At 71.5% G+C, this 14,746-nt stretch carries 11 protein-coding genes; 9 read left to right on the forward strand and 2 right to left on the reverse strand.

What is annotated here, in order from left to right; genetic code table 11:
* Positions 1–39 precede the first annotated feature (39 nt).
* Together AB0230_RS13305 and AB0230_RS13310 are read left to right on the forward strand one after the other, a co-directional pair.
* On the forward strand, positions 40–531 hold the full coding sequence (locus AB0230_RS13305; RefSeq protein ID WP_366376196.1) for a dinucleotide-utilizing enzyme: 492 nt from the start codon (positions 40–42) through the stop codon (positions 529–531).
* An 83-nt stretch (positions 532–614) separates the two neighbouring features.
* Positions 615–1,169 (forward strand): GNAT family N-acetyltransferase, encoded by a 555-nt coding sequence (locus AB0230_RS13310; RefSeq protein WP_363391296.1) that lies wholly within the window; start codon positions 615–617, stop codon positions 1,167–1,169.
* Positions 1,170–1,275: 106 nt separating this feature from the next.
* Here the strand turns inward: AB0230_RS13310 and AB0230_RS13315 are convergent, their stop codons facing one another.
* Positions 1,276–2,202, reverse strand: coding sequence for a heme o synthase (locus tag AB0230_RS13315; RefSeq protein WP_315995856.1), 927 nt, complete (start codon positions 2,200–2,202; stop codon positions 1,276–1,278).
* A gap of 227 nt (positions 2,203–2,429) precedes the next feature.
* On the opposite strand from AB0230_RS13315, the gene tkt reads away from it, so the two are divergent.
* The 7 genes from tkt (at position 2,430) to AB0230_RS13350 (ending at position 13,370) form a co-directional block, all read left to right on the forward strand.
* Positions 2,430–4,529 carry a transketolase gene (gene tkt, locus AB0230_RS13320; RefSeq protein WP_366376242.1) on the forward strand — a complete coding sequence of 700 codons (2,100 nt, stop codon included), beginning with the start codon at positions 2,430–2,432 and terminating at the stop codon, positions 4,527–4,529.
* A gap of 19 nt (positions 4,530–4,548) precedes the next feature.
* Positions 4,549–5,670, forward strand: a complete 1,122-nt coding sequence (tal, locus tag AB0230_RS13325; protein ID WP_363391293.1) for a transaldolase — start codon at positions 4,549–4,551, stop codon at positions 5,668–5,670.
* The gene (locus tag AB0230_RS13330; RefSeq protein WP_366376199.1) at positions 5,667–7,292 is read left to right on the forward strand and encodes a glucose-6-phosphate isomerase; all 1,626 of its coding nucleotides are present in this window, start codon (positions 5,667–5,669) and stop codon (positions 7,290–7,292) included. Before tal ends, AB0230_RS13330 begins: the two co-directional genes overlap by 4 nt.
* Before the next feature lie 2 nt (positions 7,293–7,294).
* A complete protein-coding gene (gene zwf / locus AB0230_RS13335) occupies positions 7,295–8,845 on the forward strand; it encodes a glucose-6-phosphate dehydrogenase (protein WP_363578958.1) in 1,551 nt (516 codons plus the stop codon).
* Positions 8,842–9,789, forward strand: a complete 948-nt coding sequence (locus tag AB0230_RS13340) for a glucose-6-phosphate dehydrogenase assembly protein OpcA (RefSeq protein ID WP_366376201.1) — start codon at positions 8,842–8,844, stop codon at positions 9,787–9,789. The genes zwf and AB0230_RS13340 overlap by 4 nt, the downstream gene beginning before the upstream one ends.
* The gene (pgl, locus tag AB0230_RS13345; RefSeq protein WP_315995861.1) at positions 9,786–10,577 is read left to right on the forward strand and encodes a 6-phosphogluconolactonase; all 792 of its coding nucleotides are present in this window, start codon (positions 9,786–9,788) and stop codon (positions 10,575–10,577) included. Before AB0230_RS13340 ends, pgl begins: the two co-directional genes overlap by 4 nt.
* A gap of 261 nt (positions 10,578–10,838) precedes the next feature.
* On the forward strand, positions 10,839–13,370 hold the full coding sequence (locus tag AB0230_RS13350) for a LuxR family transcriptional regulator (protein WP_366376203.1): 2,532 nt from the start codon (positions 10,839–10,841) through the stop codon (positions 13,368–13,370).
* Here the strand turns inward: AB0230_RS13350 and AB0230_RS13355 are convergent.
* Positions 13,318–14,733, reverse strand: coding sequence for a glycosyltransferase family 2 protein (locus tag AB0230_RS13355; RefSeq protein WP_315995863.1), 1,416 nt, complete (start codon positions 14,731–14,733; stop codon positions 13,318–13,320). The genes AB0230_RS13350 and AB0230_RS13355 overlap by 53 nt on opposite strands.
* Positions 14,734–14,746: the final 13 nt, after the last annotated feature.

Raw genomic sequence — 14,746 nt, forward strand, 5'->3', positions numbered from 1 at the left:
TCCGGTGCCCCCGCGCCGGAACGACAAGGAGTACTCCCCATGAAGACCCGCCCCCGCCTGGTGACCAGCATCCCGTTCTGGGTGCTCGTCGTCGCCTCCCTGGCCGCCATCGGCGGTGGACTCGCGATCGTCCTGAACGGGATCGATGCGATGGAGCAGGTGCTCAACGACCCGAACGCCACCGTCGTGCAGGTCTACGTCGGTCAGTCGTGGGTCGTCGTCGGCGCCGCCGTACTCGGCGCCGGTGCGATCGGCATCGCCCTCGTGCTGGCCCTGGGCGCCGCCGCCACGCTGACCCGTCGCCCCGACGTCGCGATCGAGACCATCGACTGGAACAGCGACGACGAGACCGCCGCCGACAGCACCGCTCCCGCCGCCCCCTTCGCGCCGGCCACGACCGCTGCGCCCCTCGCGGTGGAGGATGCCGACGTCGAGACCCCGTCGACCGCCACGGCTCCTCCGGCGGCCGCGGCGGCCGCCCGCCACGACGAGCCCACGCTCGACACCGGAGACGACGCCACGCGTCGCTGACGCTGTCCCGGAAGCGCCCGCTCCCCTCGGGGGCGGGCGCTTCCGCGTCCAGGGGCGCCGACGAGCGTGCCTACGCTGAAGACATGTTCACCCTCCGAACGACGCGGGAAGAAGACTGGCCGCAGCTGCGGACGTTCCGTCTCGAGAACGCCACCGACAACCCGGTCTCCTGGACGGCGACGGTCGACGAGACGCTGAGCATCCCCGAAGACGGATGGCGGATGCGAGCCCGACGCGGCGGTCAGCCCGACACCACCAGCGTCGTGGCGACAGACGACGAGACGGGACGCTGGCTCGGGATGATGTGCGCGCAGATCGGCGACGCCCACGGCCCCGAGCCCGTCCTCACGGGCGTCTACGTGACACCCGACGCGCGAGGGAGGGCCGCCGGCGTCACCGACGCGCTCTTCGAGTCGATCCTGCGCTGGGCGGGCTCGCGCGGAACGGTCCTCCGCCTCTGGGTGGCCGAGCACGCCGTGCCCGCTCGCCGGTACTACGCGCGGAACGGGTTCGTCCCCACGGGGCGCGTCGAGGAGCTGCGGGTCCTCGGGCGGGAGCCGCAGCCCGACGACGGCGGGCTCCTCGAGATGAGCCGCCCGCTGACGGGCGCCACCACCTCGGTGGCCGCCGCTCTCTGACCTCGCCGCGCGCAGGTCGCACGTGGCGGATGACGCCGAGGACCCGGCATCCGCACGAGGAAGCGCCCGCCCCGAGACGGGGCGGGCGCTTCCTGAAGACTCGTGCTCAGAACGGGAGGAGCGGGTCGACCGCGATCGCCACGAACAGCAGCGTGAGATAGGTGATCGAGGCGTGGAAGACGCGCATCGGCCGCGGCTCGCCGCCGCGCACCGCACGGGCGTAGAGGCGGTGCGACTCGTAGATGAACCAGCCGCCGAACACGAGGGCCGACACGCTGTACACCAGGCCCATCGAAGCGACGGGGATGAGAAGGAGCGAACAGGCGACGGTCGCCCAGGCGTAGAGGATGACCTGCAGGCCGACCTGCGAACCGCTGCGGGTGGCGCCCAGCATGGGGACGTCGACCTCGTCGTACTGCGCGGCGTACTTCATCGACAGCGGCCAGTAGTGCGGCGGCGTCCACAGGAACACCAGCGCGAACAGGATGAACGGCGCCCAGGAGAGCGAGCCCGTCACCGCCGACCAACCGATGAGCACCGGGAAGCACCCCGCGATGCCGCCCCACACGATGTTCTGCTCGGTGCGACGCTTGAGGATCATCGTGTAGATCACGACGTAGAAGAAGATCGCGACCGCCGACAGGCCCGCCGCCAGCGGGTTGGTGAACACCAGCAGCCACACGGTGGAGAAGACCGCGAGCGTCCAGGCGAACGTCAGAGCCCCCCGGGGCGAGACCTCGCCGGTGACCAGCGGTCGGTTCACCGTGCGCTGCATGTGCGCGTCGATGTCGCGGTCGAGGTACATGTTGAACGCGGCCGCCGAACCGGCGCTGAGCGAGCCGCCGATCACGGTGGCGAGGATCAGCCAGAGGTTCGGCAGCCCGCCCTGCGCGAGGATCATCACCGGAACGGTGGTCACCAGCAGCAACTCGAGGACGCGGGGCTTCGTCAGAGCGACGTAGGCCCGGAGGGTGCGTCCGACGGAGCGGCGATCGGTCGTCGCAATGACGTGCGACGTCGTCGAGATGTCCATCGTCCCCCGGGGTAGCGCGTATGTAATCACCACGATTCTATGCCATCCCCACCACACGCACGGCCGCCTGTCGACCCCCGTCACGAACGGCAACGGCGTCGGTCGTTCTCGCTATGCTGGCGAAGAACGCGCGCCCCGCGCCGACACCCCACCCCCCTCCCACTCCTACGGTGACGAGCGCGGACGTCGGTTTGTGAATCGGGCGCAGGATCGAGAAAGGCACCGTGTTGTCGGACTTCGAATGGGACGAGATCGATCGGCGCGCGGTGGACACCGCACGCATCCTGGCGGCTGACGCCGTCGAGAAGGTGGGCAACGGCCACCCGGGAACGGCCATGTCGCTGGCCCCCGCCGCCTACCTGCTGTACCAGCGTGTGCTGCGCCACGACCCGGCCGACACCCACTGGCCCGGTCGCGACCGCTTCATCCTCTCCGCCGGGCACTCGTCGCTCACCCAGTACGTGCAGCTCTACCTCGGCGGCTTCGGCCTCGAGCTGAAGGACCTCGAGGCGCTGCGCACCTGGGGCTCGCTGACCCCCGGCCACCCCGAGTACGGACACACCGACGGCGTCGAGATCACCACCGGCCCCCTCGGCCAGGGTCTGGCCTCCTCGGTGGGCTTCGCCTACGCCGCACGCTACGAGCGCGGTCTCTTCGACGCCGAGACCCCCGCCGGTGAGAGCCCCTTCGACCACTTCGTCTACGTGATCGCCGGCGACGGCGACCTCCAGGAGGGCGTGACCAGCGAGGCCTCCTCGCTCGCCGGCCACCAGGAGCTCGGCAACCTCATCGCGATCTACGACTCCAACCAGATCTCGATCGAGGACGACACCAACGTCGCCTTCACCGAGGACGTCCAGAAGCGCTACGAGTCGTACGGCTGGCACGTGCAGACCGTTGACTGGAAGAAGACCGGTCAGTACGTCGAGGACGTCGCCGAGCTGCACGCCGCGATCGAGGCCGCCAAGGGCGAGACGAGCAAGCCTTCGCTCATCATCCTCAAGACGATCATCGGTTGGCCCTCGCCCGGCAAGCAGAACTCCGGCAAGATCCACGGCTCCGCCCTCGGCGCCGACGAGCTCAAGGCCACGAAGGAGGTGCTCGGCTTCGACCCCGAGCAGCACTTCGCCGTCGCCGACGACGTCCTCGAGCACACGCGCGAGCTCGTGAAGCGCGGCGAGGCCGAGAAGGCCGCCTGGCAGGACAAGTTCGACGCCTGGGCCGCCGCCCACCCCGAGCGCAAGCAGCTGTGGGACCGCCTGCAGGCCCGCGAGCTCCCGGCCGACATCGCCGAGGCGCTGCCCGCCTTCGAGGCCGGCAAGGACGTCTCCACCCGCGCCGCCTCGGGCACCGTCATCAACGCCCTCGCCGCCTCGCTCCCCGAGCTCTGGGGCGGTTCGGCCGACCTCGCCGAGTCCAACCTGACGACGATCAAGGATGCCAAGTCCTTCATCCCCGCCTCGTGGTCGACGCACGAGTGGTCGGGCGACCCCTACGGCCGCGTGCTGCACTTCGGCATCCGCGAGCACGCCATGGGCGCGATCCTCAACGGCATCGTCCTGCACGGACACACCCGTCCGTTCGGCGGCACCTTCCTCATCTTCAGCGACTACATGCGCCCGCCGGTGCGTCTGGCCGCGCTGATGAACATCCCGACGATCTTCGTCTGGACGCACGACTCCGTCGCGCTCGGCGAGGACGGCCCCACGCACCAGCCGATCGAGCAGCTCGCGACGCTCCGCGCCATCCCGAACTTCGCCCTCGTGCGTCCCGCGGATGCCAACGAGACCTCCGTCGTGTGGCTCGAGATGCTGCGCCGCACCGCCGGTCCCGCCGGTATCGCCCTGACCCGTCAGAACATCCCGGTCTTCGCCCGCGGCGAGGGCGCGGCATCCGGCGACGAGTTCGCCTCCGCCGAAGGCGCCGTCAAGGGGGCCTACGTGCTGGCGGAGGCGAAGAACGGCGAGCCCGACGTGATCCTCATCGCCACCGGCTCCGAGGTGCAGCTGGCCGTCGAGGCGCGCGAGACGCTCGCCGCCGAGGGCGTGCACGCCCGCGTGGTGTCGGCTCCGTCGCTGGAGTGGTTCGCCGAGCAGGACGAGGCCTACCGCGAGTCGGTGCTGCCGTCGTCGGTGAAGGCGCGCGTCTCGGTCGAGGCGGGCTCCGCGCTCAGCTGGGCGGGCATCGTCGGCGACGCCGGCCGCTCCGTCGCGATCGACCACTTCGGTGCGTCGGCCGACTACAAGACCCTGTTCCAGAAGTTCGGCATCACGACCGAGCACGTCGTCGAGGCCGCACGCGAGTCGCTCGCCGCGGCGAAGAAGTAATCGAGAGGGACCGACACACATGAGCACTCCCACCGCAGACCTCGCCGCTCAGGGCGTCAGCATCTGGCTCGACGACCTGTCGCGTCAACGCATCCAGTCCGGCAACCTCGCCGAGCTGATCGAGTCGCGCAACGTCTCGGGCGTCACGACCAACCCGACCATCTTCGCCGGAGCCCTCTCGAAGGGCGAGGCGTACGAGGGTCAGGTCAAGGAGCTCGCCGCGGCGGGCGCCGACGTCGACGAGGCGATCTTCTCGATCACCACCGACGACGTGCGCGACGCATGCGACATCTTCCTGCCCGTTTTCGAGGCCACGAACGGCGTCGACGGTCGCGTGTCGATCGAGGTCTCCCCCGACCTCGCCCACGACACCGAGGGCACCGTCGCGCAGGCGAAGGACCTCTCGGCGCGCGTCGACCGCAAGAACGTCCTCATCAAGATCCCCGCGACCAAGGCCGGCCTGCCGGCGATCACCGAGGTCATCGGTGCGGGCATCTCGGTCAACGTCACGCTCATCTTCAGCCTCGAGCGGTACGAAGAGGTCATCGACGCCTACCTCGCCGGAGTCGAGAAGGCGCAGGCCGCCGGCCACGACATCACGACCCTGCAGTCGGTGGCGTCGTTCTTCGTGTCGCGCGTCGACACCGAGATCGACAAGCGTCTCGCCGCGATCGGCACCGATGAGGCCGCAGAGCTGAAGGGCAAGGCCGGTATCGCCAACGCCCGCCTGGCCTACGAGCTGTTCGAGAAGAAGTTCTCCGACGACCGTGCCAAGAAGCTTCTGGATGCCGGTGCGACCGTGCAGCGTCCCCTCTGGGCCTCGACGGGTGTCAAGGACCCCGCCCTGCCCGACACGCTCTACGTGACCGAACTCGTCGCCCCCGGCACCGTGAACACGATGCCCGAGAAGACGCTCGAGGCCACGTTCGACCACGGCGTCATCACCGGAGACACCGTCACCGGTGCCTACGCCGAGGCGCATGAGGTGTTCGACCGCCTCGCCGCTGCGGGCGTCGACGTGGCCGACGCCACGCAGACGCTCGAGGACGAGGGCGTCGAGAAGTTCATCGCGTCGTGGCACGAGCTGCAGGACACGGTCAAGACCGCCCTCGACGCCGGAAGCGCCCAGGCCGCCAAGTGAGCTTCGCCGTCAAGGTCACCGGCCACGTCAAGTCGGTGGTCGACGCCGAGCTTCCCGGTCTGACCGCGTCGCTCATCGCGTCGGGCATCACGGCGGGCGATGCGAGCCTGTGGGGCGCGGCTGCCGAAGACGAGGCCTCTCGTCGGCTCGGGTGGGTGCGGGCGGTCTCCGTCTCGCGCCCGCTCGTGCCCGAGATCACCGCCCTGCGCGACGAGCTCGTCGCGCAGGGCGTGACCCGGGTGGTGCTGGCCGGCATGGGCGGATCGTCCCTCGCGCCCGAGGTCATCGCGCAGTCGTCCGGCGTACCGCTCGTCATCCTCGACTCCACGGCCCCCGGCCAGGTGCTCGCCGCGATCGACGGCGACGCCGAGTCGGGCGGACTCGAGCAGACGGTGCTCGTCGTATCGAGCAAGTCGGGGTCGACGATCGAGACCGACTCCGCCAAGCGCGCCTTCGAGGCCGCCTTCCGCGACGTCGGTATCGACCCCGCGGGGCGCATCGTGGTCGTGACCGACCCCGGCTCCCCGCTCGAGCGGTCGGCCCGCGCCGATGGCTACCGCGTGTTCCTCGCCGACCCCGAGGTCGGCGGACGATACTCCGCGCTCACCGCCTTCGGACTCGTGCCGGCGGGTCTCGCCGGCGTCGACATCGACGATCTGCTCGACGAAGCCGACGCGACCCTCCTCGAGGTCGCCATCGACTCCCCCGAGAACCCGGCCCTCGTGCTCGCGGCGGCCATCGCCGGAGGCGGGGCGCACCGACGCGACAAGCTCGGCCTCGTCACCGACGGCAGTCACATCATCGGCCTGCCCGACTGGATCGAACAGCTCGTCGCCGAGTCCACGGGCAAGGACGGCACCGGCATCCTGCCCGTCGTGCTGCTCCCCGTCTCGCCCGAGCTCGAGGCGAAGCCCGACGACCTGCAGGTCGTGCGCTTCGTCGACGACGCCGATGCGTTCCACCTCTTCGAGCGCCACACCGGCGAGGTGCTGGTCAGCGGCTCGCTGGGCGCGCAGTTCGTCGTGTGGGAGTACGCGACGGCGATCGCCGGCCGCCTCCTGGGCATCGATCCGTTCGACCAGCCCGACGTGGAGTCGGCGAAGGAGGCGACGCGGGGCCTGCTCGAGTCGCAGCCCGCCCCCACCGCCGCGGCCTTCGTCGCCGACGGCGTCGAGGTGCGCGTGTCCGACCCGGCCCTCGCCGAGAGCGGAACCGTCGCCGGCGTGCTCGCGGCGCTCTGGGCCCGCGTCCCCGCAGACGGGTACGTCAGCGTGCAGGCGTACGTGAACCGTCTCGACCTCGCTCAGCTGTCGGGGCTCCGCGAGCTGGTGGCGGCCGACACGGGTCGTCCCACCACGTTCGGATGGGGTCCGCGGTTCCTGCACTCCACCGGGCAGTACCACAAGGGCGGCCCCGCCAACGGGGTGTTCCTCCAGATCATCGAACGCACCGATGTCGACCTCGAGATCCCGGGGCGGCCGTTCACGTTCGGACAACTCATCCAGGCACAGGCCGCGGGAGACGCGAGCGTACTGGCGGAGGCTCATGGCCGTCCCGTCGTCACGCTGACGCTGACCGACCCGCAGGTCGAGGTGCTCTCACTCTTCGAGGCGGCACAGTAAGCATGGTCGTAGAGATCACACCGGGTCACAATCCTCTGCGCGATCCCGAGGATCGCCGACTCAACCGCATCGCGGGGCCCAGCGCGCTCGTCATCTTCGGCGTGACGGGAGACCTGTCACGCAAGAAGCTCATGCCGGCCGTCTACGACCTCGCGAACCGCGGACTCCTGCCCCCCGGATTCGCGCTCGTCGGCTTCGCCCGCCGCGACTGGGAGGACCAGGACTTCGCGAAGGTCGTCTACGAGTCGGTGAAGAAGTACGCGCGCACGGAGTTCCGCGAGGAGACGTGGAAGGAGCTCCTCGAGGGCATCCGCTTCGTGCAGGGCGAGTTCGACGACCCCGAGGCGTTCGTGCGCCTGCGCGACACCGTCGACAAGCTCGACACCGAGCGCGGGACCATGGGCAATCACGCGTACTACCTGTCGATCCCGCCGAAGGCCTTCCCGCTGGTCACCACCCAGCTGAAGGCGTCGGGTCTCGTGGGCGACAAGGCCGAGGACACCTCGGGCTGGCGCCGCGTGGTCATCGAGAAGCCCTTCGGCCACGACCTCGCCTCGGCCCGCGAGCTGAACGAGGTCGTCGAGAGCGCGTTCCCGGCCGACTCGATCTTCCGGATCGACCACTACCTCGGCAAAGAGACCGTGCAGAACATCCTCGCGCTGCGCTTCGCCAATGAGCTGTACGAGCCCATCTGGAACCGCAACTACGTCGACCACGTGCAGATCACCATGGCCGAGGACATCGGTGTGGGCGGTCGTGCGGGGTATTACGACGGCATCGGCGCGGCGCGCGACGTCATCCAGAACCACCTCCTGCAGCTGCTCGCCCTGACCGCGATGGAGGAGCCCATCAGCTTCAACGCCGCGGACCTGCGCGCCGAGAAGGAAAAGGTGCTCGCCGCCGTCCGCCTGCCGGAGAATCTGGCCGAGGCCACCGCGCGCGGTCAGTACGCCGGCGGATGGCAGGGCGGCGAGAAGGTGCTCGGCTTCCTCGAGGAAGACGGGATGAACCCCGAGTCGGTCACCGAGACGTACGCGGCGATCAAGCTCGAGATCAACACGCGCCGCTGGTCGGGCGTGCCGTTCTACGTGCGCAGCGGAAAGCGCCTGGGACGCCGCGTGACCGAGGTCGCCGTGGTGTTCAAGCGGGCGCCGCAGCAGCTGTTCTCCCGCAGCCAGACGCAGGAGCTCGGACAGAACGCGCTCGTCATCCGCGTCCAGCCCGATGAGGGCGTCACGATCCGGTTCGGATCCAAGGTCCCCGGCGACGGCACCCAGGTGCGCGACGTCACGATGGACTTCGGCTACGGCCACGCCTTCACCGAGGCCAGCCCGGAGGCCTACGAGCGTCTGATCCTCGACGTGCTCCTCGGCGACCCGCCGCTGTTCCCGCGGCACGAAGAGGTCGAGCTCAGCTGGAAGATCCTCGACCCGATCGAGGAGTTCTGGGCCGCCGAGGGCGGTCCCCTCGAACAGTATTCGCCCGGGTCGTGGGGGCCGGCATCCGCCGACGAGCTCCTCGCCCGCGACGGCCGCACCTGGAGGCGCCCGTGATCATCGATCTGCCCGACACCACCGTCAGCGCGATCTCGAAGAGCCTCGTGAGCGTGCGCGAAGAGGGCGGCGCCGTCGCCCTCGGGCGCGTGCTGACGCTCATCATCGTCACCCACCACGGTGCCGAGGAAGAAGTCATCGAGGCCGCGAACGACGCCTCGCGCGAGCACCCGATGCGCGTGATCGCCGTGTTGTTCGGCGACGAGGACGAGGAACCGCGCCTCGACGCGCAGATCCGCGTCGGCGGCGACGCCGGTGCGAGCGAGGTGGTCGTGCTCCGCGCCCACGGCGCGGCCGGCTCCAACGCCGAGAGCCTCGTGACGGGCCTGCTCCTGCCCGACGCGCCCGTCGTGGCGTGGTGGCCGGCCGAAGCCCCTGAGAACCCCTCGCGCTCGGCCATCGGCCGCATCGCCCAGCGTCGCATCACCGATGCCTCGTCGCAGGCGGATCCCGCTGCCTGGGTCGCGCGGCTCGGCGAGCACTACGCGCCCGGCGACACCGATTTCGCCTGGACGCGGGTCACCCGGTGGCGCGAGCAGCTGGCCGCGGTGCTCGACCAGCCGCCGTTCGAGCCGGTCACCGCCGTCGAGGTGCGCGGTGCGGCCGACTCCCCCTCCACCGCCCTGCTGGCGGCGTGGCTGGGCATGAAGCTCGAAGCTCCGGTGGATTACGCCTACCTGCCCGCCGACGAGTGGGCGAGCGGCATCAAGTCGGTGCGCCTCACGCGCCCGAGTGGCGACACGCTCCTCGAGCGTCCCGAGGCGGGCATCGCGGTACTCACGCAGCCCGGGCAGCCCACGCACGACCTCGCCTTCCCCCGCCGCACCCTGCGGGAGTGCCTGGCGGAGGAGCTGCGGCGTCTCGACCCCGACCTGCTCTACGGGCGGGTCATCACCGAGGGGCACGACCTGCTGCTCGCGGCGAGCGAGCAGGACGCGTCATGACCGACAACGGCTCGGCCAAGCGCGTCATCATCAAGCGCGACGCCGACACGCTCGCCGAGTACGTCGCGACCCGCTTCATGAACCGGATCGTCAAGCGCGTCGCCGAGGGCAAGCGCATGCACGTCTGTCTGACCGGCGGGACCATGGGCGCAGCGGTGCTGCGCACCGCGGCAAGCGATGCGCGCGTCGCCGACGTCGACTGGTCGCTCGTGCACTTCTGGTTCGGCGACGAGCGCTTCGTTCCGCGCGATTCCGACGACCGCAACGAGAAGCAAGCGCGCGAAGCGTTCCTCGACCACCTCGACATCCCGGCCGAGAACATCCACGTGGTCGCCTCGAGCGACGACGGACTCGACCTGGATGCCGCGGCGATCGCATACGCCGACGAACTGGCGCAGTTCGCCCCCTCCGACCGCAGCGAGACCGGCCCCTGGCCGTCGTTCGACATCTGCTTCCTCGGAGTGGGCCCCGACGCGCACATCGCCTCGCTGTTCCCCGACCGGCCCGAGATCTCGGTCACCGATCGCGCCACCGTGCCTGTGCGCGATTCACCGAAGCCGCCGAGCGACCGCGTCTCGCTGACGCGACCGGTCATCAACTCCTCGAAGCGCGTGTGGATGGTCATCGCCGGCGCCGACAAGGCCGCAGCCCTCGGGCTGGCCCTCGCCGGGGCCAGCTATCAGAGCGTCCCCGCGGCGGGTGCGAAGGGCCGTCGTCGCACGGCCTTCTTCGTCGATGAGGTCGCCGCCGATCAGGTTCCGCCGCAGCTCATCGATCGCGAGTACTGACCTCCGGTACCCCCGCCCGCGCACTCCGACCACGCGAGGTCTCACGCCGCGGCTGCGGCGAGAAGACTTCGTCGTCGGAACCCTGACGGCACGAGGGGCTCGGATGCCCGGCATCCGGGCCCCTTCCGTGCGAACGGGGAGAAATCCTCCGGCTCTTGTCTTCGACGGTGCGGCGGCTTACCCTTCCTGCAGGGGGGGCATCCTGAACCGGCGCGACGATCGTGATCGTCGCCCGCCGGTTCGCGCGAGAGGGAGCGTGGGATGCCATTGTTCGGTCGCGGGCGCGAGCTCGATATCGCACGGACGACCGTCGGACTGCGCACCGGAGCCGCCTGCGTGTTCGTCGGCGAGGCGGGAATGGGCAAATCGGCCCTGGCGGCCGAACTCGCCCGGGAGCACCGGGCGAACCTGGTCGCCGTCAGTCCGAGCGAGCGGATGTGGCCGTACTCGGGCCTGTCGGCCGTCGCCGCCGGACTCGGCGGCGCGCGCGGCGCCGCGATCGACGGCATCCTGGACCGCGGTCGCGATTGGCCGGAGCACCTGATGGCCGAGGAGGTGAGCCGGACACTGCACCTCATCCGCGACGACGCGGGCGTGCTCGTCATCGACGACCTCGATGAGATGGACGGTGCGAGCCTCACGGTGCTGTCGTACGTGTTCGGGCGTCTTCGTGGCACGGGGGTCACGATCCTCGCCACCGTGGGGGCCCCCGGACACCGCCACGAAGTCGCCGCGCTGCCGCACGTGCGCCTCGAGCCCCTCGCCTTCGAGGCCGCGTCCGACCTCGCACGCGAGATCGTCGGTCCCGCGAGCGCGGCCGCCGTACGCCACCTCGTCGTGATGTTCACCGGCGGCGACCCCGGCGTGCTGTCTCGCGTGCGGCTGACGGCGGCGGAGGCGGCGGGTGAGGACGCGCTGCCCCTCCCGCTGCGCCTGTCGGACGACCGGAGCGGTCGCCCACGGCGCGAGGCATTCTCCCCGCGCGGCGCACGCGCGGACGCGGTGCTCGACCTGCTGTCGATCGGTCCCGTCTACGACTACGAGCGACTGCGCCTCACCGCCCTCGCCGAGGGCGCCGACGTCGACCAGCTCATCGACGACGGCACGGTCCGCGTGCACGACGACCTGGCCCGCATGAGCGATCCCGCGCTCCGTCTGCGGCGACACGCGGCGATGGCGCCGGAGGACCGGCGCCGACTGCACGCCCAAGCGGCCGACGATCATCGCGACCGCGACCGTGCCACCCAGCTGTGGCACGAGAGCTTCCTCGAGCCCGACGGCGACCGCGGTTCGCTCCTCGCCGCGGCGGTGGGCTTCGCGCGCGCCGGGGAGACGGCATCCGCTGTGGAGTTCGCCGAACGCGCCCTGTCGGGTCGACTCGACCCCGAGGGCCGCACCCGAGGACTCGTCGATCTCGGCGGCGCGCTGGTGCTCCAGGGGCTCGACCTGCTCGGACAGCACTATCTGCGGCGCGCGGGTCGCAGCGACGATGCCGCCGTCCGTGTGCGCGCGGCGATCGCCCGCCTGCGCGCAGGGGCGAACGTCGACCACGTGATCGACGACGTCCTCGTCCGCGTCGACGCCGAGGGATGGACCGCCGGTGCGGAGCGCCTGCTCTGCGAGAGCGCCCGACTGCATCTGGGGCGCGGGGAGCTCGCCGCGGCGCTCGAGGCTCTGGACGCGATCGCCGCGGCAGGTGCCGCGTCGACCGAGACCGCGATGCTGCGCCTGCTCGTCGCCGAACTCGGCTGCGGCGCCCCGGCGCCGGGTCGCGACGTGCCGCCGCCCCTCGACCCGGCCGTACTTGCGGCGGATGCACCGGTCGAGATCGCCTCGCTCTCGGCGAGCGTGCGCATGCTGCGCGAGGAGTACGCCGCGGCGCGGCGTCAGGCGACCGAGCTGCTGGAGCGCGTTCCCCGGGTGGCCCCGTTGTGGCGCGAGCGCGTCCTGCGCCTGCTCGTGGTCTGCGAGGTGCGGGGCGGCGACGCGTCGGCGGTGCGCGAGGCCGTCGCGGCCTGGCGCCACGAGTGGGCCCCGGGCCGCGCGGAGGACGCCGCGACGACCCTGTTGTGCGCCGAGGCGGCCGCAGCCGACCCTCTCGACGCGCGCGCGGGCGACCTGATCGCACGGGGACGCCACCTGTGCCGGCGTGAGGGGACGACGGCCCTTCTGCCGTTCTTCGCGGCGCTGGAGGGGAGGCTCGCCCTCGCCGAGGGACGGTACGAGGATGCCGTGGACCTGCTCCGCGGGGCCGGCGACGCTGCGGCGACGCATGATCCGTCGCTGCTGCGCATCGACGCCGATCTGATCGAGGCGCTGTGGCTGACCGGGCGCGGGGCCGAGGCCCGCCGCGAGCTCGCGCGGTTCGAAGCGGCCGCGGCCCGGCATCCGCGCCGATGGACGACCCTCGCCGTGGCGCGATCCCGCGCCGTCTGCCGCTCCGCGGAGGACGGCGCGCGGGCGTTCCGCGACGCCGACGCCGTCCTGCGCAGCACCGACGCCCCCTCGGAGCATTCGGCCCTGCACGCGACGCGCGAGCGGTGCCTGCCGACGGCGGACCGCTCCCCCGCGGCGCGCACGAGCACGATTCCGGCGCGCGGTCGCGCGCTGTCGCCGCAGGAGCAGGAGGTCGTGGCCCTGGTGGAGCAGGGTCTGCGCAACCGCGAGATCGCGTCGGCGCTGTTCGTCTCGCTGCGCACGGTCGAACTGCGCCTGACGCGCGTCTACCGCAAGCTCGGCGTCACCTCGCGCGTCCACCTCGTCTCGCTGCTGCGCGGAGCGGCGACGCCCTGATCGCGCCGGGCGACGGCGTCGCGGAGGTCCGGCGCCGGAACTCGCGACGAGGGGCCGACACGGATGCCGAGGTCACGGCATCCGCTCCCCCCGCTGCCGGCGCGACAGCGGCCGGCCGGCGGTCCGGGCTGCGCCAGCGCCCGTCGGAGGGACGCCCCCACGCCGACATCAGCGCCCGCAGGCACAGCAGCGCGTCCCACACCCGCAGCAGCGGGAACAGCAGCATCCACACGCGCGGCCGGGTGCGCGAGAGGGCGCAGGCGAAGACCGTCATCAGCGCGTCCACGAGTAGGAAGGCCAGCGCGAGCGGACCGACCGGCAGAGCGGCCGACAGCGCCGCCGCGGTCTGCGCCGCCGGTCCGGTGAGGACGGCCGCGGCCACGGCCGCGAGACCAGCGAACAGCAGCACCGGAAGCGCCGCGGCGAGTACGAGACTGGAGACGACGGTCTCGATCGCGAAGACGCCCACCGAGGTCCAGAACAGCCCGTAGCGCACACCGTGCCGCCGCACCGTCTGCCAGAAGCCCAGGCTCCACCGGCGCACCTGTGCGGTGTAGTCGCGCAGGGTCGCCGGGTCCTGCGTTTCGGCCACCGCGCAGCCGGGATGGAAGGCGATGCGCCCCAAGCGCTTCGCGTGCACCTCGAACGTCATGTTGAAGTCCTCGATCGAGAGCCCCGGGGCATCGATGTCGATGCGGTCCAACACGTCGGTGCGGTAGAGGCTCGCGAAGCCCGGCACGATCGCCACCGCGTCGGCGCCCCGCGCAGCCTGGCCGAACTTGTGCAGGTACTGGGTGCAGACGTAGGTGCGCTCGCGATACGCCGTGAGCACGCGGCCGACGACGGTGCGCGGGGTGTCGGCCGCGGTCGTGGCGCGGCCCGCGACAGCGACCACCCCGTCGTCGGTGAACAAGGGGAGGGCGGTGCGCAGGTAGTCCGGGCGGGGGCGGGAGTCGGCGTCGAGCAGGAGCAGGAGGGGGAAGCGGGCGGCGATGCCGAAGCGCTCGAGCCCGGCCCGGATGGCGCCGGCCTTGCCGCGGTTCGGAACGAGGTCGACGGCCGTCGCTCCGGCGCGTCGCGCCCGCCCGACGGTGTCGTCGCTCGACCCGTCCGAGACCACGAAGACGTTGCCGGGCGGAACGAGGCGTCGCGCGGCGCCGACCGCCTCCGCGATGACCAGCTCCTCGTTGTGCGCCGCGATCAGCACGGCCACCTCGTCGGACCGGTAGAACATCGACGGTGCGCCCCACGGCGACGCGATGCGGGACTCGGCGAGCAGGCGCAGGATGCCGACGGTCCCCCACGCCAGCGTCGACACGCCCACCGTCGCGACGGCGATGACGACGGCGAACGTCACGGTCACGGCATCCGCCCCT

Origin of the sequence: Microbacterium sp. NPDC089190, assembly GCF_040701795.1 — a bacterium.
Taxonomy (GTDB): Bacteria; Actinomycetota; Actinomycetes; order Actinomycetales; family Microbacteriaceae; genus Microbacterium; species Microbacterium galbum.

Coding starts and splice junctions, on each gene's coding strand:
- AB0230_RS13305 (WP_366376196.1), top strand. CDS start 40: ATGAAGACCCGCCCCCGCCTGGTGACCAGCATCCCGTTCTGGGTGCTC.
- AB0230_RS13310 (WP_363391296.1), top strand. CDS start 615: ATGTTCACCCTCCGAACGACGCGGGAAGAAGACTGGCCGCAGCTGCGG.
- AB0230_RS13315 (WP_315995856.1), bottom strand. CDS start 2,202: ATGGACATCTCGACGACGTCGCACGTCATTGCGACGACCGATCGCCGC.
- tal (WP_363391293.1), top strand. CDS start 4,549: ATGAGCACTCCCACCGCAGACCTCGCCGCTCAGGGCGTCAGCATCTGG.
- zwf (WP_363578958.1), top strand. CDS start 7,295: ATGGTCGTAGAGATCACACCGGGTCACAATCCTCTGCGCGATCCCGAG.
- pgl (WP_315995861.1), top strand. CDS start 9,786: ATGACCGACAACGGCTCGGCCAAGCGCGTCATCATCAAGCGCGACGCC.
- AB0230_RS13350 (WP_366376203.1), top strand. CDS start 10,839: ATGCCATTGTTCGGTCGCGGGCGCGAGCTCGATATCGCACGGACGACC.